We start from the raw sequence: 24,383 nt of genomic DNA on the forward strand, positions 1-24,383 counted from the left end.
GGCCGATATCACCGGATGGCGAACCGGAAGTTCGCAATGCGCAACGCTGTTCCAAACATTTACAAAATCGCGGGAACGCGTATCGTCGGTTCGTCATGTGGACGGGCTATGATGCCGCCTCGCCGTTTTGTCGGCGGCAAAAGATTGAGCGATGAAATCCCGCAGAAAATGGCGCTCAGGCACGTAATGTGCGCACGTTTTGCGCCTTCTTTGGCGTGCGCCGCTTCCTGTCCCCATCATGTTGCGGAAGCACCACATAAGGTTGCGGGGCTTGAGGGTGCGGGGATATTTTTATCGTTGCAAGGGAACGATATGGCAAAATGCCAACGCACAAAGTTAGACACTGCTCGAAGTCTATACAGCGCGTTTTGTTCCGTAGGGAATGTTATACTTCGAGCAATGTATGACTTGTCTTCGTCTACAGGCTCGCAGTAAACCTGCGGTAATCTCAATTTCGAGAGGAGAAATATGAATAAACTTTCAAAGCTCGCGTTCATTGCAGCTACCGCAGTTATGGCTGCATCGGCCTCGGCACAGTCGGTGCCGGCCTCGCGACAAGCAGTGAATGACAACTGGGTGAACGGCACGGGCGAGTATGTGTGGATGAACGGCACGAACGAACTGTGCTGGCGCGATGCATTCTGGACCCCGGCTACGGCAAACGCAAAGTGCGATGGCGCGCTGGTCGCGCAAGCACCGACGCCGCCGGCTCCGGTCGCTCCGCCGCCCCCGGTCATCCAGTCGCAAAAGGTTACCTACCAGGCTGACGCCCTGTTCGACTTCGACAAGGCAGTCCTGAAGCCGGCCGGCAAGCAACAGCTCGACGATCTGGCATCGAAGATCGGCGCACTGAACCTCGAAGTCGTGGTTGCAACGGGTTACACGGACCGCATCGGTTCGGACGCGTACAACAACCGTCTGTCGCTGCGCCGTGCGCAAGCTGTCAAGGCTTACCTGGTCAGCAAGGGCATCGAATCCAACCGTATCTACACGGAAGGCAAGGGCAAGCGTGACCCGGTCACGGGCGGCAAGTGCCAGCAGAAGAACCGCAAGCAACTCATCGCCTGCCTCGCGCCGGATCGTCGCGTGGAAGTCGAAGTTGTCGGCACGACGCGTCAGCCGCAGCAGTAATCGCGAGTCGGATTACCGCAGATCAAACCCCCGCCTCGGCGGGGGTTTTTTTATGTCTTTTCGCGTGTCCTCGAGCATGTCCCGGACACGGCGGATTCACCCTTCCCGGCCATCCCGGGCCGGCCCCTTTTTGCCCGCCTCCGGAGACGCCTATATACTCGGCCTAATCGATAACCGAGCGTTTCACGACTCAATCCAAGGCAATTCCCAACATGACCAATGTCGATCCCCACGAACTGCAGAAATTCAGCGAGCTCGCGCATCGCTGGTGGGACCCGAACGCCGAGTTCAAGCCGCTGCACGAGCTGAACCCGGTCCGTCTCGACTGGATCGACGCCCATGCCCACCTGATGAGCAAGCGCGTGGTGGATATCGGCTGCGGCGGCGGCATCCTGTCGGAATCGATGGCCACGCGCGGCGCCAGCGTCAAGGGCATCGATCTTTCGTCGAGCGCGTTGGGCGTCGCGGACCTGCATAGCCTCGAAAGCGGTGTCGAAGTCGCCTACGAGGAGATTTCGGCGGAAGCGCTCGCCGCGCGCGAACCCGCTTCCTACGACGTCGTCACCTGCATGGAAATGCTCGAGCACGTGCCGAATCCCGCAGGCACCGTGGCCGCATGCGCCACGCTCGTGAAGCCGGGCGGCTGGGTGTTCTTCTCCACGCTCAACCGCAACGCGAAGGCCTACCTGTTCGCCGTCATCGGGGCCGAATACATCGCGCGCATGCTGCCGCGCGGCACGCACGACTACGCGCGCTTCATCAAGCCGTCGGAACTCGCGACCTTCGCGCGAATGGCGTCGCTGCTGCCCGTGGATATAAAGGGCATCACCTATCGGCCGATCTCGAAGCACTTCGGATTGTCGAACGACACGAGCATCAACTACATGATGGCTTGCCGCCGCGAAGCCTGACGCCATGAACCCAGAAGATCCCCTCGTTACGGGCACCCTCGACACCCAGCCTTTGCCGGACGACCCCACGCCCCTGCCCCAGCGCGTCGCCGAACGGGACGGCCTCGGGCTCTGCCAGGCCGTGCTGTTCGATCTCGACGGCACCCTCGCCGACACCGCGCCCGACCTCGTCGCGGCGGTGAACAAGATGCGTCACGACCGCGGCCTCGAAATGCGGCCGCTGGAACTGCTGCGGCCGTTTGCGTCGGCGGGTGCGCGCGGGCTGCTGGGCGGCGCTTTCGAGATTGGCCCGGAACATCACGACTTCGCGGCGATGCGCGACGAATTCCTCGCCAATTACGAAGCCGATCTGTGTATCGAGACGACGCTCTTTCCCGGCATCCTCGAACTGCTCGACCAGCTCGATGCCCGCGGCGTGCGCTGGGGCATCGTCACGAACAAGGTGACGCGGCTGTCCGAGCCGCTCGTTGCGCTGCTCGGACTGGACGCGCGCGCCGGCTGCCTCGTCTGCGGCGACACAACGCCGCATTCGAAGCCCCATCCGGCGCCGCTGCTGCACGCGGCCGAATTGCTCGACGTCGCGCCGGAGCGCATCGTCTATGTCGGCGACGATCTCCGCGACGTGCAGGCGGGCTTCGCGGCCGGCATGATCACGGTCGCGGCCGCCTACGGCTATTGCGGCGACGACATTCCGCCGCGTCGCTGGCATGCCAACCATGTGGTGGACACGCCGGAGGAACTGCAGCAGTTGTTGCGCGATATCGGTTGAGAAGCTGCTGAAAACCGGCCGAAAGCACGGCTTGAGAATCCCGCGGTTCGCCCCATCTGGTGTTTCGTGGGATAATCACCGTTCCGTTTCGGGGGCGACCTGGTTTCGACAGGGGTTGTGAAGCGGTCAGGGCATACCGAGGACCCGTCACCTCGTTAATCAATGGGAAAAACGTAACTGCAAACGACGATACGTTCGCACTGGCAGCCTAAGGGCTAGCCGTCCTCTCACTAATTCGCTGACGGGTTAGGGTAGCAATACCACGAGAGGTCATATACGTCAGATAAGCCTTTGCGGCGTCACGACGCCAAGGTCGAAAATTTAGTGAATCGCCGTCACGCAGCGTGTTCGTCCGCGTCGTGGCAGTTAAATAAAATGACAGAACTAAGTATGTAGAACTGTTCGTAGAGCGCTTCTGGACGCGGGTTCGATTCCCGCCGCCTCCACCAAAATCCTCCAGAAAACCCGCATAAGGTCATCGCCTTACGCGGGTTTTTTTTCGCCTTCACTTCAGTCGACGCGATATGCGCGCTGACCTCCTCTGTTTCAGATTTCTCCAGTAGCGCGCGGCGCGGTTTTTTTCGAGACTCTCGTCTGATAGACACCGCGTATTCGGGCTCATGCATGGCATGCAGCGCTGGACATCGCGATGCACGACCTCGTCTCGAACAATCCAGGGGAACGAAAGGGAGAAGCATGATGAGCGGGGAACCGCCTGTGAAGCCACGCGCGACGCGGCGCGTTCCGCTCGAAACGGTGTCCTTCTCCGACACGCGCGGACAGGTGAAAGGGTTCGCGCACGGCTGGTTCTTCTGGGTCCATGAGGCATTCAAGTGCGCACTGGACATCCGGTTCGTCGAACGGATCGACGCGGATATCACCTCGGCATTGCGCGAGAAGAACGCTCAGGAACGGTACGGATTGTCGCTTTCGGAGTTGCGTCGCCGAGGAAGCAAAAGCGTCGAGATGAAGCGAGCCCTGCAGGAGATCATGAAGATCTCGAGGAAGGTCATGCTCGAGACAGAGACAAACTCGCCGGCCTACACGTTTCGCGCCGGCGATTCATTCGAGAGCCGGTGCGGCAAGTGGTACTTGCAAGTGACACATGAAACGGTCGAGAAGATCGTAGGCATCGGAGACGATACGTTGATCAGCCATGACGTACTCGGCGTCACGCTCTATCGTCGTGCTGACGGATCTGACATGCATTGGGTCAGGCAACGGTCCGTCGAACTGCATCAATCTGATCTTGTTGCGCTTCTCAGAACCGGCTCGGCCCCGTCCATCGATCTGGTCGCTAATGGCACGGACCGAGGTTCTGCAACGCAGATCGCGTTGTTTTGAGGGGGAGCAAAGAGGGGTGCAGCCTCGGGGCACGTCTCGACTGAAGGCCTTCCTGGTTCCAAAGCAGGCAACGAACGAAAACAGTATCCGCCTTCAAGGTGGACGGTCATCGAATTAATGAGCGCGGGATTATGGGCTATTCAGGTCAGTTGCTTTCCAAGCAGGATTACTACGCACGCAAAGGAATCGAACAGGGAAGCAAATCGCTTCCGTCCGGGTTATCGCAGACGCTTGACAGCTATGAGACTCAGTTGCAGGCCGAAGCTCAGCGACTTGTTGCCAGCGATCGAGGGGATTTCGCGAGCAGGCAAGCAACCCGCATCGAGTCGCTTGGAAGCATAAATGACTCGTTGAGCCGAACGCCTGCGCAGTGCGTAGCCTTGCTGGACGATTCTCCGCTGTCGGTCACCGTCTCCCATACCCGTGAACAGCAACGCCCGGTGCTGGTCAGGCTTCGTGAGGACCAACTCATGCGGGAAGCGGAGCTGAAGGCTTTCCGGGCGCTCAACAGGATCACTGAAAGAGCGTCGTATCCGGAGAGTCCAGCACTTCCCTATCTTTGGCTGGTGCCTATCATCCTGTTCGAAACCGTGTGCAACGCGGTCTTCTACGAGAATGCTCAAGGTCTGCTCGGTGGGGCGGTCGTCGCCTTCGCTGTCTCCTTTGTCAATCTCGGCATCGCGTTCGGGCTTGGTGTTGCGTTCCGATACAAAAATCTATCCGCTCCTCATAAGAAGGCAACGGGGTGGGTCGCGCTGGTCCTGGCGAGCGTGGTCGCCATTTACTTCAATGCGATCTTCTCCGCATACCGGAGCGAATATCAACTGTTAACCGATCCGTCGGACATCGTGGAGGCGGGCGAGGCGTTCAAACGTGCGATGTCCGTCGCTGGGCAGGTCTTTATCGGACATCTGCCTTCGAACGATTTCATGAGTTTCATTCTGTTCTTCATTGGGCTTTTATTGAGCCTGCTCGCTTTCTGCAAGGGCTACAACTCCGACGACCGCTATCCCCGACACAGCAAGCACGATCGGCTGTTCATGCAAGCCAGCCGGGCATACGACGATGCCATGGAGCAAGTGCGTCTCAAGGTGACCGAGGAGATCCAGCGCCGGCTGAATGGCATGGCAAGCGCCAAGGCGCCGCTCGATCAAGGAGGACCGCGTCTCGATCAACTCAGGAACTCGCTCTCGGTCGATATCAACGCGCTGAAGGAATCGCTGAATCAGCTGCAACGTGACTTCGCGCTCGTGCTGGATACGTACCGGCAGCAGAACGTTTCCGTTCGTCCCGTGCCGCCTCCGGACTATTTCGCGCAAACCCCCGATCTGATCCAGCCATACCTGAGCGTGGATGTCAGCGAATTCCATTCGGATCTCGACAAGGTGGAACAGCGGCTCAATGCCCACAGAAGCACGTATCTGTCGCAACTCAACGAAGTCATGCGCGATCTCGACAACGAAGGCCGCGCGCAGCAAGGCCCGGCCATGACGGCGTTTGCGGCTGATATCACTCAGGAGGCACAACGCAACATCGATGCAAGCAAGCTGACCATGCCCGTGTCCGCGACATTCGGTGCCCATGCATGAGCAAGACGATGCAGGCAGGCATCGTCGCCGGCGCCAGCGCGATCCTGCTCGTGGGCGTTCTGGTTGCCTCGCACCTGATGAAGGCCGCCCCACTCGATGCAAAGGGTTGCGGCCAGAACGTCGCGGGCAAAACCGTCATCGTCCTGGATACGAGCGATGGCGTGACCGCGCAGACGCACCAGGAAATCATCGATCGCGTGAAGAACAGGATCGATGGAAGTGTGCAGGACGGCGACCTGGTTTCAGTCTTTACGATCAGCGCATTATCGAAGAAGAACCTCGTACCTGTGTTCGCCTATTGCAAGCCGCGCCGCGTCGGCAACGAGCTCAAGGAAAACACGCGGATGCTCGAGCGCACCTACGTGACGAAGTTCCAGAAACCCCTGGAGGCTGCCATACGCTTACCGATCCAGGGCTCGGAGGAGTCACCCATCGCGCAATCGCTGGTGGATCTTTCGCTTTCCGACTACGTCCGGTCGAACGGCAATACGAAACTGATTGTGTTCTCCGACATGATGGAGTACACGGATCGCTTCTCACTGTACAACTGCGATTCCGGCAGCCTGGCGATCAAATCCTTCAGGGACTCACGCGGCGCAGCCGTGGCGCGGCCCACGTTTCATAACGTCGATATCGAGATCAATATCATCCCCCGCACCGGCACGACCGCAGCCGCGGGACGATGCCGCGATACCTTCTGGGCCTGGTTTTTTGGTGACGATGACGGCCCCTCTGCCCGCTTCACGCCGTCGAATCTGCCCGGATAGACGAAATGCAAATCAACATCAATCGAGTGTTCATCATGGCGATGACGGGCGCCGCCCTCGCCGCCACGGCATCGGTCGTTCTGAATTGGCCTGTTCCAGTCGTCCTGATCTGCGAGTTGTTGCCGTTATGCCTCTACTTCTCCGTGCTCTACCGCTTCGGCAAGAACGGCCTGAGTCACACGGCGATCGACAGCGTCTACTACTTCGGCTTCATCATCACGATTCTCTCCCTCGCCGGCAGCGTGATGCGCGTGTGGATGTTCGGCATCGAAAAGGATCTGAGCAGCCTGATTGCGCAGTTCGGCGTCGGGTTGCTGGCAACGGGGCTCGCGCTCGTGTTTCGACTTGTCCTGACCGCCCGCGTGGAGTCGCTGAATGCCAAGGACCTCAGCCAGACCATCGACGAATATGTTCAGCGCATCGACGGAATTGCGGTCAAGGTCGAGATGTCCGCCGCCAGTTTCGAAGGGTTGTCGCAGTCGCTGCAGGATCGCACGCGCACGGTCGTCGAGTCCGTTCACGAGGAATGCAAGTCGAGCATGCGTTCGGCAGCGGCGTCCTTCTCGGAGTCAATTGCGGGCATGTCGAGACAAGCGAGCGAGTCGGTCAAGCGCTTCGGCGCAATGGTCGAATCGGTAGCAACGGCGCCGCACATCAAGCAATTCGATGCGACCGTCCGTGACCTTGCCATAGGCCTCAAAGCCTGCGCAGCCGACTTATCGAATCATGGCCGGCTCGCATCCGAGGAAGCACTGCGCGCGACCCGGCAGGTGCTCGATGCGTCCAGCGAATGGCACGCGGAGACGCTTGGCAAAATGTCGCAAGCGAGTCAGCAGACGATTCAGACGACGCTGGCCGCGCTATCCAGCATTGACTTCACCATCGACACCACGACGGTCAAGTCCGATCTTGTGCTGCTGTCGCGCACTATCACGACGTTCACGAAGAGGTTCTCCGATCTCGATGACAAGCTGGCTTCGGCTCACGCTCGCCACAGCGTGGAGACGCTGCAACCGGTGATCGAGAGATTTGCGGAACATCTCAAACAGATCGGCCACGACGTGCAGGCCCAGACTGCCGAAAGATTCAACTACGTATCGGCGAAGCTCGCTTCCGAAGCCGCAAACGGCATTGCCGCCATGGGCGAACACGTTCGAGCAGAACACAAGCAGCAAGTCGACGCGCTGGCCACGCACCTCGACCGTCTGGCCATGGCGCTCGAGCAAGCAGACCAGCGCTCTGCAATCGAATCCCTCGTACAAAGGATCGACACGTTTGCGGAAAACATCGATCGCTTGGTCGCGGCCCTCGACCATACGGCCCGGTCATCCGGACTCGAGCGAATCGAGCAGCGCATCGACGCATTGGCTGAAATTTCGGCGCAGACGGTGTCGGCCTTCGAACGCCTCGGGCAAGCGTCGAACAACGAGCGCTTGATAGAGCGGTTCGACGCGTTCGCAGAGAATAACAACCGGCTGATGAGCATTCTCGAACGGGTAGCGTTGCGTGCCAATGAACTTCCGGCGGATTCGTCGAGCAGGTCCGCTGCGCCGGACATCCCGTCCGTCCCGATTCCGACGAGCGCTGCGGACCCTACGCTCGCACCTCACGTGATTCCGTCATGATGAGTCGCATCGCTTTCAGACATGCAATCGCCTAGCCAACAAGACAGCGTTTTCCTGCTGACGCTCGTCGACTTTCTTTTCCAGATCATTTTCTTCGGACTCGTCGCCTACGCCATCTCGGCAGTGACGAAGAATGAGGACTGGAAGTCGGCCGCGCTCGCACTCCAGCAGAAGTTCAAAGAGGCCTCCCCGGCTCACGTGCAGAGCGTGATCGAAGTGATGCCTGCGGATGCACAACGATTAAAAGACGCACTGGCCAACGAAGAGGCCGTACAGCGCCTGACGCAGCATTTCGGCGTTTCGAACTTGACGGAACTCACCGATGAACTGACTCGCATGGCACCCGTCGAGCAATTGCGTTCGGCCAGCAAGCTGGTGGAAAAGGCGGGAGGCATCGTGCGCGCAAATGACGCGATCGACCGTTACATCAAGAATGGCATCGGCAAACCGGCGTGTCTTCTGGCGAACGGCTCGACCAGCCGGGCTAAGCCGCTGGCAACCGTGATCGGCTACGAAACCCACCTGGACTTCGAGACTGAAACGCCCGAGTTGTCCGTCGTGCTGACCAGGATGGGCATTGACTACTCGTCCGTGCGATCGCTGCGACTTGCCGAATTCAAGCAAGTGTTCAGCAGACTGGGCGCGCTCTATCCAGATTGCATGTACACATTCAACTTGATCGAGAAGACGCGCTATGTCGAGCCGCGCGACGCGGCAACCGCGAACTGGAACGTGCGCGTCATTCCGAGACGTGGCTGAGCCTGCAGCACACACCCCTCACACCCCACCACAATCCCCACGTCCATTCGCCCACCCAACCACCCCGAACCCGCAGTTCGCACCACCCGAACCATTTTCACAAATCAACCACCCATATTTTTGTTATATCTCAAAAGTACCCCGTAGCAACGCGAAACGATGCAAGTCAAGAACTCTGAACGATGGGCCTCGCGGGGCCGCAGACGCTGGATCATTGCCACAGTCGCCCTCTTCACGGCATTTGCCGTCCGCCTGATCCTGCACCCGCTGCTCGGCCCGATCATGCCGCAAATCACCTTCCTCCTGGCCGCCGTGCTCGTGGAATATTTTTGCGGCCTCGGCCCAGCCGTCCTCGTGATGCTGACCGGACTGTTCATCGCGATCTACATGTTCGTGCCGCCCTACGCAAGTATCGGCCCGGTCGATCAACGGGTTCTCTGCCTGATGCTTTCGTATCTGCTCATCGCCATTCTCGTCATCACGCTGATTGAACGCCTGAAGCGCGCGCAATATCGCGGCGAACTGCTGGCGTCCGTCGCCTACTCCCGCTATGAAATGCTTTTGCGCGGCGACAACGAACGCCTGCTCACGCGCCGCGCCAACAATGAAATGCATCGCATGCTGCATCACCTCTCGCATTTCAACCGTTCGCTGATTCTCATCAAGGCGCTCGATCCCGCGACCCGCTCGCGCTCGCAAACCGCTGTTGCGGCAGCAACCGACGCCCTCGACGACCCGCCGTTTTCCATCGGCATGACATTCGGCGCGAAGCATTTGCAAGCGCACCAGGAGGATCTCGCCCGCGTAAGCGATCGCCTGGCGCCGGGTTACTACCGCATGCGTTTCATGAGTGGATCCGACTGGCAGGCGAGCGAATGCGTATGCGAACGCTTCGCCACGCCGACCGGCGAATTCCTGGTCCTTCGGACGGACGAGTGACCATGGGCGCCTCTCCGATCTTCCCCCTGCCACGCGACGATCACGCCGTGCTCCTGCTGCATGGCCTGTCGAGCACCCCGGCAGAACTGCGCTATCTGTCCCGCACGCTCGCGGAGGAAGGCATCACGACTCACGTGCCGACACTCGCAGGCTACAGCGCCGGCACGGGCCACGCATCGATGGAGCAATGGATCGACGCAGCGCTCGCCGAATTCGACGCACTCGCGGCACAACACGAGCACGTCTCGGTTTGCGGCCTTTCGATGGGCGCGACGCTGGCGGCCGCCGTCGCGCAGCAGCGTCCGAACGTGCGCGCGTTGCTGCTGCTGTCGATCACCTTCAACTACGACGGCTGGGCGATGCCGTGGTATCGCTTTCTGGTCCACGCGCTGTATTTCACGCCCTGGCGCTTGCGCTGCCGTTACCGCGAGCACGCGCCCTATGGCCTGCGCAACGAGGCGCTGCGCGAAAAGATCGCCCGCGCGATGCAGAAGGATGACATCAGCGAAGTGGGACCCGCATTCATTACGCTGCCGGCGATTCACGAGGCCAGACGGCTTACCCGGGCGGTACGGCGGAAGCTGACCCGCATAGGCGCCGATTGCCTGATCATTCACGCCATCGACGACGAAACCTCCAGCCCTCACAACGCACGCCTCGTCGCGGCCGGCATCAAGGCGCCGTTCCTGCGCACCATCTGGCTCGACGACTCGTATCACATGATCGCATCCGACAACGAGCGGGAAGTCGTCGCGCGCGAATGCACGCTGTTTCTGCGCGAGAGCGCCGCGTCGTCCGCGTCGTGCACCAGCGCGCCTCCGGTCGTCTCGCGAGCGCTGGCGCGACGTCTGCGACAGTTGAGCGCCGTGGCGAGGAAGCCGTGATCTTCGCCGCAACGGCTGCGCGGCGTGCTGCTGCGCTCGCCGCGTTCACCGCCTGTTGCACGACTGGCGTCGCGCACGCCGATGAACCTGAGCCGCCAGCCGACTGGAAAGTCTCGATCGGACCCGGCTTGTACGTCTTCCCGAAATTCCCCGGCTCCTCGCAGCTTCAGGTGCTGCCCTTCCCCGTGCAGAACATTTCCTGGAAAGACCGGGTCTTCTCGCAAGGACCGGACGTGCTGGGCGTCAACGCGCTTGAGGGAGACAACTATCACCTGGGGATGTCGGTGAGCTTCGACTTCCAGTCGCGTTCGTCGTCCGATTCGCCACGTCTCAGCGGCCTGCCCAATGTTCACTACGGCCCAAAACTGCGTCTGTTCGGCGACTACACGGTGTGGGCGTTCACCGGCGCGGCGGCGGTGTATCAGGACATTGCAGGGACCGGCCAGGGTCTGACGGCGACGGGCGATCTGCTGGTGTCGGCGCCCGTCGGCAAGTGGCTGTTCTCGATGGGTCCGGGCCTCACGTGGGCCAACGGCGAATACACGCGAACCTTCTTCGGCATCACGGCGCAGGAGAGCGCGGCATCCGGCTTGCCGCGTTACGACACGGGCGCCGGCCTGCGCGACGTTCATCTCAACGTCAGTGCGACCGGCACGCTCAGCCGGCACTGGTCGGTGAATATCGCGGCCGTCGCGGGCCGCCTGGAGCACGACGCAGCCGGCAGCCCGGTCACCGAGCGCCGCCTCGATCTCAACGGCACCGCCTCACTGCTTTACCGTTTCTGAAATCTTCGCCGCCGCTCTCCCGCATCCCATCCGAAAAAAACCCCGCGCAAAGCGGGGTGAAGATCCAGAGAGACGTAGCAAGGACCTCCACGGTCCCGTCTACGGAGAAAAGAATAGGCGCGCGAACCTTGCCTTCGAATCAGAGCGGTCCGAATACCCCGGCTCAGGCCATTTGCGACACCACGCCGCATGACCGCTCGGCACGCGTGTTCGCTCGGCCACCGACCGCATGACCCGCACAGGCGCATTCTCCTGCTTTATCCTGTGAACCAACAGGCGCGCCGGCGTCGCTGACGGGGACAGCATGGGCAAAGGCATATCGTTGAGTCGCAGCGTGGCCGCATGGGTATCTGTCGCGCGGGCCGCGCTGCTGTCGATCCTCGCGCTGTCGCCGCTCACGGCAAGCGCCGCCCCGCCCTCCGCCGATTGCAGCGCCGGCACGCTCGTCACCGTCGTCGCGCATCTCGACGACGACCTGCTGTTCGTCAACCCCGGCATCAGCGACAAGCTCAAGGCGGGCTGGTGCGTCACCGTCGTCCATCTGATCGGCGGCTCGAACGACGCGAAGTTCGACTACGTCGTGCTGCGCGAGACCGGCACCAAGCTCGCCTATGCCCGCATGGCCGGTGTCGCCGACGAATGGGACGAATCGACCGTCATGTTTGCGGGCAAGCCGGTCCATCAGATCGTGCTCAAACCCCAGCCGAAGGTGAAGCTGCTCGAACTGCGCCTGCCCGGCGGACACGTGCGCGGCGGCAAGGTGCCGCTCGGCCTGCTCTGGGATCGCGGCCAGACCCTCACCACCCATCCGATGAACGCCGACGGCAGCGGCGCGACCCATTACGACCGCGCCTCGCTGAGCGCCACGCTGCGCGAGATCCTGATGCCTGCCACGGACATCTACACGCTCAATCCGGATACGGTCGCGTTCATGGAGCACCCGGACCATATCTACGCCGCCCGCATCACCCGCGCGGTCGCGCAGAGCCTGAAGCGCAGCGTGCCGATCAGCTATCACGTCACGTATCCAACCGGCGGCCTGCCCAAGAACCTGAGCGCCGACGAAACCCAGGCGAAGCGCGATGTCGTCGGCAGCTATTTTGCGATCGACGGCAACGATGCAGGCCACGTCTTCGGCGAATACATGTGGGACGGCAACTGGGTCGCGCGGCGCTATCGCACGACGGCCCGCTCGAACGATCCGGGCCCGGATTTCCAGTTGCGCCCTTTCCAGCTCGTCAACGAATATTCGAGCCGCTGCATCGAATCGTCGGGCACCGGACGCGCGCCACGGCTTGCGGCGTGTTCGGGCGCGCCGTCGCAGAACTGGTTCTGGCAGCAGTTGCCGGTCATGCCGGGCGAAAAGAACGACGCCCTGCTCGTCAACGCCGCGACGCGCGGCTGCATCGCGGAGCGCGACACCGGATTCGTCGAACAAGCCTGCAGCCCGTCGAGCCCGGCGCAGCGCTGGACGCCGTGGGACTTCGGCTTCGTCTACACGCCGCTCGATCATTGCCTCGGCGAGAAGGACGGCCTGCTGGACGCCGGCCGCTGCTCGATGTCCACGGCGCAATACCGCTGGTCGCCGTCGCCGCAGACGGTCTGGACCGACACGCGCCAGGAAGGCGCCCTCTATGGCGACGTGAAAGGCACGGGACGCGACAGCGTCCTCTACGTGCAGCGTCGCAAGGACGGGCCGGGCTTCAACGTGTGGGTCGCGGAGATGTCGCGCATGGACCAGGCGTCGCCGTGGTACCTGAACGCCGTGCCCTTCGATCCGCACGCGACGCTCACGCCCACCTGCACCGGCGACGCGCTCTGCTTCGACAGCGCCCGCTTCCTGCTCGCCGATTTCGACGGCGACGGCCGCGCCGACCTGATGGTCATCACGCCGCGCAACGGCGGCACTGCTTTCTGGCTGCTGAAGAGCACGGGGTCGCATTTCGCGGCGCCGCGGCTCTGGTACCAGACGAGCTCCGAGTGGACGCCTGCGGACGCGCAGCAATACATCGCAGGCGACTTTACGGGCGATGGCCGCGCCGACGTGCTGATCGCCCGCAAGCGGCAGGACGCGGGACTCGATCTCGACGTGCTGACGGCGGGTCCGTCGGGCGGCAACGCGCCTGCGCGCTGGCTGGAGGCGCCCGAACTCGACGCGAATGCGCGCTTCATGCCCGCGCGCGTCGCGGGCGCGGCTGACGCACGGCGTGCGGGACTGATTGCGTTCGAGGACGTGAACGGCGCGCTTACGCTCTCGCAGTTCACGAGCAGCGGAAGCGGCTTCACGCCGGCCTATCGCACGAACGTCTGGCCGCAATTCCAGGCGCCGTTCGTGAAAGTGGTGGCGGGTGATATCGACGGCGACGGCATCGACGATCTCGTCGTCCTCGAACCGCGCGGCGATGCAACCGGCACGCGCGTCTTCACGATGAAGGGCGGCAAGGTGTTCGGCGCGGCCCGCGAAACCGCGACGCTCGCCGACACCTCCTACGCCGACTCGATGCCCGCGCTGATCCGCCGCAACGATCACGACAATCACGCGACGCTGGTGCTCTTCAGGCGTGCCAATGCGCGTCTGGGCGAGTTCTACTACACGGGCGGGCCGCCGAGCGTGGCGGGCCGCGACTTCGACACCGGCTTCAATCTCGGCCCGGTGCAGCTCTGGGGCGATCTGCCGGGGCTGTTCTCCGAGTCGCTGTGGCTCAAGACGCTCGGCTACTGGGGCCGATGAAATCGGCCCCCACCCTCGAACTCAGCCCAGGCCGACCCGCAGGTTCAGCACATCGCGCGCGATCGCCAGATAACGGTCCGCCGTGCTCTGCAAGGTGAGACCGTTGAGCGGACGTTCGGCGCGCGGCTGCGTGAGCGCGTCGAGTAGCGCGCGGGCGTAGGCGTCGATGTCGGCGGTATCGAGCAACTGCACGCCGGCAAAATTGCTCGCGAAGGCAAAGGCGGCGATCGCGCTCGCCACCACCGGTATGCCCGATGCAAGCGCCTCCAGGAAGCTGATGCCCTGCGACTCGAAGCTCGACGGCATCGCGAACACCGACGACGCACGCAGGATCTGCGCGACCTGCATCTGCGGCCCGTCGATCGCCACGCGCTCCGTGAGCCCGAGCTGCGCGACGCGCTGGACCACCGCCGCGTGATACGCGACATTCTCGATCACGCCGCACAGCCGCAGGCGCGCATCAGGTTCCACGCGGGCCACGTGCGCGAAGGCCTCGACCGTCTGCAACTGGTTCTTCTCGGGAATGTAGCGCCCCACCTGCACGATCTGCTTGTGCGCGACGGGCGCGGCGGGCAGCGTCTCGTCCGTGAAGTGCGAGACATCGACGCCGTTCGGCACGACGATCATCGACGGATGCGAGCCGATTTCCCGCACGTACTCGTCGATGTTCTTCTGCGACACCCCGATCACCGCCTTCGCGCGCCCCGAGAGCAGGCGTTCCGCTCGCAGCAGCAGGCCGTTCGCGAAGTCGTTCACGCCGGAATGCATGACCCATACGATCGGCACGCGCGTCGGCAAGGCGCGGACGTAGAGCGCGGGAATCGTCGCGTGCGCAAAGATGATGTCGGGCTTGAAGGTGCGGATCGCCCGCTGCAGGAACAGCAGACGTCCGAGCCGGCCAAGCGGCTTTTTCGGAAACAGGCGGATCACGTCATGGGCCTGGAGTTCCGCGCTGATGTAGGCGAAATCGTCGTGCTCGGGCATCAGCGACGCAATGCAGACGCTGTGTCCTCCCTGCTGATGACCGATCGCCACGCCCTTCGCGATCACCTCCGCCCCGGAAAGGCGAGGCGCCAGTATGACCTGGAGAATTCGCATGTATGCTGTCCCTCGGCTATTCCGAAGCGCCCGGAGCCCGATCCATCCTGCCAACGTAGGGGTGTCCTCGTTGCCGCCGGCCGCGCGCGCGACGAATCGCGTCACCGGCCAGTCGGCGCACTTCCTGTTTTTATCGTTATGAGAATCAAGGCGCCCGCCAGAAAAACTCGGAGCGCCGCGCACGGTTAACGTACTCCTGACGTCATATCAAACGCACGCCATCAGGTAGTGTTTTTCGGTCGCGGCAGAAAAGTGGGCGGAACCGTGCGGCGGCGCGTCAATCGAACGCGGTCGCGCGGAGGGTGACGGCGGGTGCGGCGGGAGGGGAAGACGCGGCGCGAGAACACGCACCGCGGTAACACAGTTTTTGACGATCAGTTCGAGCCGTCTTTCGGGCACTTCAGGTTACAGCCGTCCGGATCGCCGGCGTCGCCGCGGCGGCGCATGGCGGACTTGCCGTTCTGATATTTATCGGACGGCGCGGAGGCAGCGAACTGCATCTGCGGATGTTCGTTGAGACGGAACTGGTCTTGCAGGATGCCGCCGGGCAGGCCAGGCGAGTTCTGGGCAAAGGCGACAGGAACCAGATAAGCGGCGCCGGCGACGAGCGCGGCGGCGGAACAAGCGAGCAACGAGAGTTTCATGGCGATAGTCGCGCGGCGAAACCGCGCCTTGAACGGAAAGTCTGACAGCAAGGCGTTAGGTTAACCCAATTCGCCGCCCATGGCAGTTCCGCAGCCGGTCCACTCTCTTACCGCGCGTTGCGGCCTATTACCCGCGCAGTCCTTCATCGACATCGACCACCGTGCCGCAGCGCGCCGGATCATAGCCTTCGAGGTGCGCGACGCTATCGGTGAAGCCGGGGCTGCGCAAGGTCCGCAGGACCGATGCCAGACGCGCCTCGTCGAGCCGCGCGCGTTCGCAGGCGAAGAAATAGTCCTCGTCGATGATCGGAATGAAGTCGAGCGCGAAATGCTGCGCCGCGGGCTGCACGCCGAAGCCGAGATCGGCCATGCCGCTCGCGACGAACGCGGCAATCGCCGAATGCGTGAGCTCGGTGGTCGCGTAGCCGTTGATCTGGTCGGGATCCACCCCAACGCGCCGCAGCGACAGATCCAGCAGCATGCGCGTGCCCGAACCGGGCTGCCGGTTCACGAAGCGCACGTCATGGCGCGCCAGATCGCGCAGGCCCATGATCCGCTTCGGGTTGCCCTTCGGCAGAAACAGGCCCTGCGTGCGGCGCGTGAGACGGATCAGCTGATGCTTGCGCTGATCGAGCCAAGGACGATAGATGTCGGCACAGGTCGAGCGAAACTCGCCGATCGGCAGATGGAAACCCGCCAGTTCGCACTCGCCGCGCGCCAGCGCACTCACCGCTTCCGCGCTTTCCCGATACTTGATGTCGACCGGCACGCGCTGCTCGCCGAGCGCACGCACGAGTGTCGCGACCGCATAGCCGTGCGACGCATGAATCCGCACCTGCATGACATCGCCCGCGAGACGCCGGTTCAGTTCGCCCGCCACCTCGGTCGCCACGGCTTCCAAAGGCGCGGCGAGCCGGTCGCCGCAGACCCGCTGCGCACGCAACACGGACTCACCCAGTTCGGAGAGCACCGAGCCGCGCCCGCGTGACTTGGTGATGAGCGCGCCGCCGAGACGCGCTTCGATATCCCGCAATAAACCCCACGCATGCCGATAGGACAAACCCTTAGCGTTCGCGGCATTCGCGATGCTGCCTGTTTGTGCGACGAGCTGCAGCAGCGGCACAACCGCGCTGAGACTGGTTTCGCGGCCATCGGCGTCCCGCAGGACCAGCTCGGCGCGGCATTCGACATCAACCATATGTACTCCCCCCTCCTATTGCCAGGATATATCACGACGCCTATTGTTCTTTTACAGGCTCGGCACCTGAAATTATATCGACTCAAATATGTACCACAAAACATATGCCGAGCGTTGGAGGAGCCCCCAATGACACCTACGCAGCCGAATGCCGCTGCATCCGAAGAGCTGGTGCGTCGTCACGCCGTGCAAGGCGCCACCTTGATGACCATCCTGCATGCCATCCAGGACGAAGTCGGCCATGTGCCGGAGACGGCCATCGCGCCGCTTGCACGCGCCCTGTCGCTGTCGCGCGCCGAAGTGCATGGCGTCATCACCTACTACCACCATTTCCGTTCCGCGCCGCCTGCGCGCGTCACCGTGCAGCTGTGCCGCGCGGAAGCCTGCCGCAGCATGGGCACGGAGACGCTCAAGGAACACATCGAAGGCCATACCGGCTGCCGCTTCGACAGCGGTCACGCGGAAGACACCGAGCTCGAATCGGTGTTCTGCCTGGGCCAGTGCGCGCTGTCGCCTGCGCTGATGATCAACGGCGAACTGCACGCGCGCGTGACCCCCGCGAAGTTCGACCGTCTCCTTGCCGCCGCGCAGGCCAAAGTGTCGGAGGTGACGGCATGACGCGCATCTATGTTCCGATCGATTCCGCCGCGCTCGCATTGGGCTCGGAAGCGGTCGCCGAAGCCGTCGCGAAAGAGGCGCAGCAACGCGGCCTTGACGTGCAGATCGTGCGCAACGGTTCGCGCGGCCTCTTCTATCTCGAACCACTGGTGGAAGTGGAAACGCCCGAAGGCCGCATCGGCTATGCGAACGTCGAGGCCGAAGACATCGCCGCGCTGTTCGATGCCGGCTTTCACGAAGGCGGCGCACATGCAAAGCGCGTCGGCGTCGTCGACGAGATTCCGTATCTCAAGAACCAGCAGCGCCTGACCTTCGCGCGCATCGGCATCACGGATCCGCTGTCGATCGACGATTACGTCGCGCTCGGCGGACTGCAGGGCCTGCGCAACGCGCTCGACATGAACGGCGACGCCGTGGTCGAGTCGCTCATCGATTCCGGTCTGCGCGGACGCGGCGGCGCCGCGTTCCCCGCGGGCATCAAGTGGAAGACGGTGCGCGCGGCGCTCGCGGACCAGAAGTACATCGTCTGCAACGCGGACGAAGGCGACTCGGGCACGTTCTCCGACCGTCTCGTGATGGAAAGCGATCCGTACATGCTGATCGAAGGCATGATCATCGCGGGCGTGACGGTCGGCGCAACGAAGGGCTACATCTACGTGCGCAGCGAGTATCCGCATTCGATCGCGACGCTTAACCGCGCGATCGACAAAGCCCGCGACGCCGGCTGGCTCGGCGCGAGCGTGCTGGGTTCGTCGCATGCGTTCGAGCTGATGGTCGCCAAAGGCGCCGGCGCCTATGTGTGCGGCGAGGAAACGGCGCTGCTCGAATCGCTCGAAGGCAAGCGCGGCATCGTCCGCGCGAAGCCGCCGGTGCCTGCGCTGGTCGGCCTCTACGGCAAGCCGACCGTCATCAACAACGTCATCACGCTCGCGACCGTGCCGATCATCTTCGCGAAAGGCGCGGCGTTCTATCGCGACTTCGGCATGGGCCGCTCGCGCGGCACGCTGCCATTCCAGATCGCGGGCAACGTGAAGCAAGGCGGACTCGTCGAGCTGGCGTTCGGCGTGACGCTGCGCGAACTGATCTTCGAATACGGCGGCGGCACCGCGAGCGGCCGTCCGGCGCGCGCGGTGCAGGTGGGCGGCCCGCTCGGCACCTATCTGCCGGAAAGCCAGTGGGACATCCCGCTCGACTACGAGGAATACGCGAAGGTCGGCGCGGTGGTGGGTCACGGCGGTCTCGTGATTCACGACGACACCTCGAACCTCGCCGAACTCGCGCAATACGCGATGCACTTCTGCGCGCTCGAATCGTGCGGCAAGTGCACGCCGTGCCGCATCGGCTCGACGCGCGGCGAGGAAGTCATCGCGAAGATCCGTGAAGGCGATACCTCGGTAAAGCAGATCACCCTGCTGCGCGAACTGTGCGACACGATGGTGTCCGGTTCGCTCTGCGCGATGGGCGGCATGACGCCGTTCCCGGTGATGTCCGCACTCGATCACTTCCCGGAAGATTTCGGTCTGCCCCGTACGCCCGCACAGAAGGCGGCCTGAGCACGCGACTGAGCGAACAGAAGGAGACAAAGACAATGTCCAATACCATCAACGGCTGCGGTTCCGGCAATTGCGCGTGCAAGAGCGCAGCATCGGTGCAGCGCCGCGACCCGTTCGACGAAACCGACTACGGCACGCCGCTGCGCCATGCCGATGTCGACGTGACGCTGGAGATCGACGGCGAAAGCGTGACGGTGCCCGCGGGCACGTCCGTGATGCGCGCGGCGATCGAAGCCGGCGTCAACGTGCCGAAGCTGTGCGCCACCGATTCGCTCGAACCGTGGGGTTCGTGCCGCCTGTGCCTGGTCGAGATCGAAGGCAAGCGCGGCTATCCGGCGTCGTGCACGACACCGGTGGAAGCCGGCATGAAGGTCCGCACGCAAAGCGACAAGCTGCAATCGCTGCGCCGCAACGTGATGGAGCTTTATATCTCCGATCACCCGCTCGACTGCCTCACCTGCCCCGCCAACGGCGACTGCGAACTGCAGGACATGGCAGGCGTGGTCGGACTGCGCGAAGTGCGCTACGGCTATGAAGGCGCGAATCACCTGAAGGACAAGAAGGACGAGTCGAACCCGTACTTCACCTATGACCCGTCGAAGTGCATCGTCTGCAACCGCTGCGTGCGGGCCTGCGAAGAGACGCAAGGCACCTTTGCGCTGACCATCGCCGGACGCGGCTTCGAGTCGCGCGTCGCGGCGAGCGAGAACGTGCCGTTCATGGAGTCCGAATGCGTGTCGTGCGGCGCCTGCGTGGCCGCCTGCCCGACCGCGACGCTGCAGGAAAAGAGCGTCATCATGCTGGGCCAGGCCGAACACTCGGCGATCACGACGTGCGCGTATTGCGGCGTCGGCTGCTCGCTGAAGGCGGAGATGAAGGGCAACACCGTCGTGCGCATGACGCCGAACAAGAACGGTCAGGCCAACGAAGGCCACGCCTGCGTGAAGGGCCGCTTCGCATGGGGCTACGCGACGCACAAGGACCGCATCAAGAAGCCGATGATCCGCGCGAAGATCACCGATCCGTGGCGCGAAGTCTCGTGGGAGGAAGCGCTCAACTACGCCGCGAGCGAGTTCCGCCGCATCCAGGACAAGTACGGGCGCGACAGCATCGGCGGGATTACTTCATCGCGCTGCACGAACGAGGAGACCTATCTCGTGCAGAAGCTCGTGCGCGCCGCGTTCGGCAACAACAACGTGGACACCTGCGCGCGCGTCTGCCACTCGCCGACGGGCTACGGTCTCAAGTCCACGCTCGGCGAATCCGCCGGCACGCAGACCTTTGCGTCGGTCGAGCAGTCGGATGTGATCATCGTGATGGGCGCGAATCCGACCGACGGCCATCCGGTCTTCGGCTCGCGTCTCAAGCGCCGCGTGCGTGAAGGCGCGAAGCTGATCGTGATCGACCCGCGCCGCATCGATATCGTCGATACGCCGCACGTGAAGGCGCAATACCACTTGCAGTTGCGTCCCGGCACGAACGTCGCGATGGTCAACGCGCTGGCTCACGTGATCGTCACAGAAGGCCTGCTGAAGGACGATTTCATCGCCGAACGCTGCGAGCCGCGCGCCTTCGGTCAATGGCGTGACTTCGTGGCGCGCGAAGAGAATTCGCCCGAAGCCATGGAAGCGACCACCGGCGTGCCGGCCCAGCAAGTCCGCGAAGCCGCACGTATCTATGCGCTGGGCGGCAACGGCGCGATCTACTACGGCCTCGGCGTCACCGAGCACGCGCAAGGCTCGACGACCGTCATGGGCATCGCCAACCTCGCGATGGCGACGGGCAACATCGGCCGGGAAGGTGTCGGCGTGAATCCGCTGCGCGGCCAGAACAACGTGCAGGGCTCCTGCGACATGGGTTCGTTCCCGCACGAGCTGCCGGGCTATCGCCATATCGGCGATGCCGCGACGCGCGCGCTGTTCGAGGAAGCCTGGAACGTGAAGCTGCAGGACGAACCGGGCCTGCGCATTCCCAACATGTTCGACGCCGCGATGCACGGCACCTTCATGGGCCTGTACTGCCAGGGCGAGGACATCGTGCAGTCGGATCCGAACACGCAGCATGTGGCGGACGCGCTCTCGTCGATGGAATGCATCGTCGTGCAGGACATCTTCCTCAACGAGACGGCCAAGTACGCGCACGTGCTGCTGCCGGGCTCGACCTTCCTCGAAAAGGACGGCACCTTCACCAACGCGGAACGCCGCATTTCGCGCGTGCGCAAGGTGATGCCGCCGCTCGCCGGCTTCTCGGACTGGGAAGTGACCATCAAGCTGTCGCGGGCGCTCGGCTATGAGATGAACTACACGAACCCGTCCGAGATCATGGACGAGATCGCGCGTCTCACGCCGACCTTCCACGGCGTGTCCTATGACCGCCTGGACGAACTGGGCAGCATCCAGTGGCCGTGCAACGAACGTGCGCCGGACGGCACGCCGACGATGCACATCGACGAGTTCGTGCGCGGCAAGGGCCGCTTCGTCATCACGAAGTTCGTCGCGACGCCGGAAAAGGTCACGCGCAAGTATCCGCTGCTGCTGACCACAGGACGGATCCTGTCGCAGTACAACGTCGGCGCGCAGACACGCCGCACCGAGAACTCGCAATGGCACGACGAGGATCGCCTCGAAATCCATCCGGTGGATGCGGAGGATCGCGGCATCCGGGAAGACGACTGGGTGGGCATCGAATCGCGCGCGGGACAGACCGTGTTGCGCGCGAAGATCTCGGAGCGCATGCAGCCGGGCGTCGTGTACACGACTTTCCACTTCCCGGAATCGGGCGCGAACGTCATCACGACGGACTCCTCCGACTGGGCCACCAACTGTCCGGAGTACAAGGTGACGGCGGTGCAGGTGCTGCCGGTCGAGCAGCCGTCGCAATGGCAGAAGGACTATTCGCGCTTCAACACGCAGCAGCTCGAGCTGCTGAACCTCGCCACGACTTCAGGAAAATAACGCATGGACGTCGACAACCTGATCGAGATGGCGAACCGCATCGGCGAATTCTTCGATTCGATGCCGGACCGCGCTGAAGCCGTCGATGGCGTGGCGGATCACATCCGCCGCTTCTGGGAGCCGCGCATGCGGCTCGCGATTCTCGCCGCGCTGGACAATCCGGAAGCAAGCGCCACGATGGAGCCGATCCTGCGCGAAGCCTTGACGCTGCACAAGGCGGACCTGCAACCGAAGACCGCGCCGGCCTGACCTCAAACGCCTGAGCGCTCGAGCCCTGCACCGCAGGGCTTTTTTTTTAATCCTCGTGCGGCGCAGGCCGCTCGACGCTCGTGTCCTGCGCGCCAAACCAGGTTTCGCAGTGACGCAGCAGCGCGGGGACATCGGACGGCGCGCGGCCGCGCGCGGCGACATAACCGTCCGGACGCACCAGGTAGAACGCCGGACGCGTACGCCCGTACTGATCGGTGAGCGACTGCGCGCCCTCGCCGCTCGTGTCGGTGATGCGCCACACGCGCACGGCGTTCGGCAGGATCGCGTCGATGGCCTTCGCCAGGCCGTCGAGGTCCGGGTCGCGCATCGCGTGCGCGACGGTGATCGTCGCGGGCGCCAGCGCAATATCGTCCTCGCCGCTCGGATTCACGAGCAGGAACAGCGAGAAGCAGCCCGGATCGTGCAGGTCGAACAGACAGCCGACGCCCGGCAGACGCCCGAGCGGTCCGTCGATTACATGCACGCGCGCATCGGGCGCACGCTCGCCCGCGCGCGGCCCGCCATCGAGCAGACGCTCCAGCGTCAGCGGACTCTTGCGATAGTTGATGGACAGCTCGCTCACCGTGCGCCGCATCGCGTCGCGCAACGGGCCGATCGCGGCAAGCGCGGGCATCACGTGATCGCGCATCAGCTTCATCGGACCGTGCTCGGCGCCGGCCATCTGCGTGAGCAGGTTCGATTGCCGCAGCACGTCGCGTTCGATCGGATGCCGTTCGGCGTGATAGCTGTCCAGCAGCCGTTCGGGCGCGCCGCCCGCGAGCATCCGCGCGATCTTCCAGCCGAGATTGAGCGCTTCCTGGATGCCGGTGTTCATGCCTTGCGCGCCGGCCGGGCTGTGGACGTGCGCGGCATCGCCGGCAAGGAACACGCGCTCCACGCGCAGGCGGTCGACCATGCGGCTGTTCAAATGAAAGTACGACGACCACGTCAGGTTCGAGAGCGTCATCTTGTGATGCACGCGGCGCGTGACGAGCGCGCGGCATTCATCGAGCGTCGGACCGGTCTTCGTGCTGTCGGCCTTGACGGCATCGGCAACCGGCGCGGGCAGGTCGGCGATCAGGCGCGCGCGCTCGCCGCCCAGCGGAAAGAGCGCGGCGAGTCCTTCACCCGAGGCGAAGATATGGAACTCGTCGTCGGGCCAGTCGACGTCCACCTGGAGATCCGCCAGCAGGTAAGTCTGGTCGAAGGTCTTGCCGTCGAAGCCGATGCCCAGCCGGTGCCGCACGAAGCTGTGCGCGCCGTCGGCCGCGATCAGGTAGGACGGGCGCAGCAGTTCGTCGCGCCCGTTGGGATGCCGCAGCGTGGCCTGCACGCCCGCCGAGCCCTGCGAGAAATCGATCAGTTCCACGCCGCGCTCGATCTCGACGTGAAAGCCCTTCAGATGTTCGGTGAGGAGACGCTCGGTCTCGGTCTGGTCGAGAAACAGCAGATACGGATAGCGCGTCTGCAACGGATCGAAGTCGAGGCGCGCGAGGCGCTGCCCGTTCGAATAGAGATTGGCGACCCGCGCGCGATGACCGAGTTCGAGGAACGGCGCAATGGTGCGATGCTGCTCGAAGAGCTCGAGCGTGCGGGCCTGGATGCCGATGGCGCGTGAATACGGCAGCGGCTGCCGCGCCTTGTCGACGAGTCTCACCGGGATGTGCGCGCGCGAAAGACTCATGGCGGCGGCGAGGCCCGTCGGACCGGCGCCCGCGATCAGGACGGGCGCCACGTCCAGCTTGTCGTTCGGATTCAGCTTTGGCGCGTACATGCGGTCCTCCGTGAAACGTCACGGCGTCTAGTGTACGCCCGCCTCCTTCGCGGCCGCTGTC

At 63.4% G+C, this 24,383-nt stretch carries 20 protein-coding genes and 1 other RNA gene; 17 read left to right on the plus strand and 4 right to left on the minus strand.

Annotation, left to right across the window (positions count from 1 at the left end; all coding sequences use genetic code 11):
• The first annotated feature begins 468 nt into the window (after positions 1 to 468).
• From ompA to QCE83_RS10245, 13 genes are all read left to right on the plus strand, one after another.
• Entirely contained in the window at positions 469 to 1,131 is a 663-nt protein-coding gene (ompA, locus tag QCE83_RS10185) for an outer membrane protein OmpA (RefSeq protein WP_309809318.1), read from the plus strand.
• A gap of 212 nt (positions 1,132 to 1,343) precedes the next feature.
• On the plus strand, positions 1,344 to 2,042 hold the full coding sequence (gene ubiG / locus QCE83_RS10190; protein WP_309809320.1) for a bifunctional 2-polyprenyl-6-hydroxyphenol methylase/3-demethylubiquinol 3-O-methyltransferase UbiG: 699 nt from the start codon (positions 1,344 to 1,346) through the stop codon (positions 2,040 to 2,042).
• Positions 2,043 to 2,046: 4 nt separating this feature from the next.
• Positions 2,047 to 2,811: a phosphoglycolate phosphatase gene (gph, locus tag QCE83_RS10195; protein ID WP_309809321.1), complete on the plus strand. Its 765-nt coding sequence runs from the start codon at positions 2,047 to 2,049 to the stop codon at positions 2,809 to 2,811.
• Positions 2,812 to 2,901: 90 nt separating this feature from the next.
• Positions 2,902 to 3,260: a transfer-messenger RNA gene (ssrA, locus tag QCE83_RS10200) on the plus strand.
• Between the two features lie 247 nt (positions 3,261 to 3,507).
• Positions 3,508 to 4,155, plus strand: a complete 648-nt coding sequence (locus QCE83_RS10205) for a hypothetical protein (RefSeq protein ID WP_309809322.1) — start codon at positions 3,508 to 3,510, stop codon at positions 4,153 to 4,155.
• 131 nt (positions 4,156 to 4,286) lie between these two features.
• On the plus strand, positions 4,287 to 5,744 hold the full coding sequence (locus QCE83_RS10210; protein WP_309809325.1) for a hypothetical protein: 1,458 nt from the start codon (positions 4,287 to 4,289) through the stop codon (positions 5,742 to 5,744).
• Positions 5,741 to 6,511, plus strand: a complete 771-nt coding sequence (locus QCE83_RS10215; RefSeq protein WP_309809327.1) for a hypothetical protein — start codon at positions 5,741 to 5,743, stop codon at positions 6,509 to 6,511. The genes QCE83_RS10210 and QCE83_RS10215 overlap by 4 nt, the downstream gene beginning before the upstream one ends.
• 5 nt (positions 6,512 to 6,516) lie before the next feature.
• Positions 6,517 to 8,136 carry a hypothetical protein gene (locus QCE83_RS10220; RefSeq protein ID WP_309809328.1) on the plus strand — a complete coding sequence of 540 codons (1,620 nt, stop codon included), beginning with the start codon at positions 6,517 to 6,519 and terminating at the stop codon, positions 8,134 to 8,136.
• Between the two features lie 21 nt (positions 8,137 to 8,157).
• On the plus strand, positions 8,158 to 8,895 hold the full coding sequence (locus QCE83_RS10225; protein WP_309809329.1) for a hypothetical protein: 738 nt from the start codon (positions 8,158 to 8,160) through the stop codon (positions 8,893 to 8,895).
• Between the two features lie 159 nt (positions 8,896 to 9,054).
• Entirely contained in the window at positions 9,055 to 9,834 is a 780-nt protein-coding gene (locus QCE83_RS10230; protein ID WP_309809331.1) for a DUF4118 domain-containing protein, read from the plus strand.
• A 2-nt stretch (positions 9,835 to 9,836) separates the two neighbouring features.
• Complete coding sequence (locus QCE83_RS10235) at positions 9,837 to 10,718, plus strand: alpha/beta fold hydrolase (RefSeq protein ID WP_309809333.1); 882 nt, start codon at positions 9,837 to 9,839, stop codon at positions 10,716 to 10,718.
• Complete coding sequence (locus tag QCE83_RS10240) at positions 10,715 to 11,503, plus strand: MipA/OmpV family protein (protein ID WP_309809336.1); 789 nt, start codon at positions 10,715 to 10,717, stop codon at positions 11,501 to 11,503. The genes QCE83_RS10235 and QCE83_RS10240 overlap by 4 nt, the downstream gene beginning before the upstream one ends.
• 334 nt (positions 11,504 to 11,837) lie before the next feature.
• Positions 11,838 to 14,234, plus strand: coding sequence for a VCBS repeat-containing protein (locus tag QCE83_RS10245; RefSeq protein ID WP_309809338.1), 2,397 nt, complete (start codon positions 11,838 to 11,840; stop codon positions 14,232 to 14,234).
• Positions 14,235 to 14,255: 21 nt separating this feature from the next.
• On the opposite strand, the gene QCE83_RS10250 is transcribed toward QCE83_RS10245, so the two are convergent.
• The 3 genes from QCE83_RS10250 to QCE83_RS10260 form a co-directional block, all read right to left on the minus strand.
• On the minus strand, positions 14,256 to 15,332 hold the full coding sequence (locus QCE83_RS10250) for a glycosyltransferase family 4 protein (protein WP_309809340.1): 1,077 nt from the start codon (positions 15,330 to 15,332) through the stop codon (positions 14,256 to 14,258).
• Positions 15,333 to 15,706: 374 nt separating this feature from the next.
• Complete coding sequence (locus QCE83_RS10255; RefSeq protein WP_309809342.1) at positions 15,707 to 15,976, minus strand: hypothetical protein; 270 nt, start codon at positions 15,974 to 15,976, stop codon at positions 15,707 to 15,709.
• 127 nt (positions 15,977 to 16,103) lie between these two features.
• Positions 16,104 to 17,174, minus strand: coding sequence for a substrate-binding domain-containing protein (locus QCE83_RS10260; RefSeq protein WP_309809344.1), 1,071 nt, complete (start codon positions 17,172 to 17,174; stop codon positions 16,104 to 16,106).
• Positions 17,175 to 17,303: 129 nt separating this feature from the next.
• Here QCE83_RS10260 and QCE83_RS10265 point away from each other — a divergent pair, with 129 nt between their 5' ends.
• The 4 genes from QCE83_RS10265 to QCE83_RS10280 are packed head-to-tail and all read left to right on the plus strand — an operon-like array spanning position 17,304 to position 22,548.
• Positions 17,304 to 17,792, plus strand: a complete 489-nt coding sequence (locus QCE83_RS10265) for an NAD(P)H-dependent oxidoreductase subunit E (RefSeq protein WP_309809346.1) — start codon at positions 17,304 to 17,306, stop codon at positions 17,790 to 17,792.
• On the plus strand, positions 17,789 to 19,345 hold the full coding sequence (locus tag QCE83_RS10270; RefSeq protein WP_309809348.1) for an NADH-ubiquinone oxidoreductase-F iron-sulfur binding region domain-containing protein: 1,557 nt from the start codon (positions 17,789 to 17,791) through the stop codon (positions 19,343 to 19,345). The genes QCE83_RS10265 and QCE83_RS10270 overlap by 4 nt, the downstream gene beginning before the upstream one ends.
• Before the next feature lie 35 nt (positions 19,346 to 19,380).
• The gene (fdhF, locus tag QCE83_RS10275; protein WP_309809350.1) at positions 19,381 to 22,299 is read left to right on the plus strand and encodes a formate dehydrogenase subunit alpha; all 2,919 of its coding nucleotides are present in this window, start codon (positions 19,381 to 19,383) and stop codon (positions 22,297 to 22,299) included.
• Positions 22,300 to 22,302: 3 nt separating this feature from the next.
• Positions 22,303 to 22,548 (plus strand): formate dehydrogenase subunit delta, encoded by a 246-nt coding sequence (locus QCE83_RS10280; protein WP_309809352.1) that lies wholly within the window; start codon positions 22,303 to 22,305, stop codon positions 22,546 to 22,548.
• Between the two features lie 46 nt (positions 22,549 to 22,594).
• Here the strand turns inward: QCE83_RS10280 and QCE83_RS10285 are convergent, their stop codons facing one another.
• The gene (locus QCE83_RS10285) at positions 22,595 to 24,322 is read right to left on the minus strand and encodes an FAD-dependent monooxygenase (RefSeq protein WP_309809354.1); all 1,728 of its coding nucleotides are present in this window, start codon (positions 24,320 to 24,322) and stop codon (positions 22,595 to 22,597) included.
• Positions 24,323 to 24,383 lie beyond the last annotated feature (61 nt).

Source organism: Caballeronia sp. LZ034LL (assembly GCF_031451215.1).
Taxonomy (GTDB): domain Bacteria; phylum Pseudomonadota; class Gammaproteobacteria; order Burkholderiales; family Burkholderiaceae; genus Caballeronia.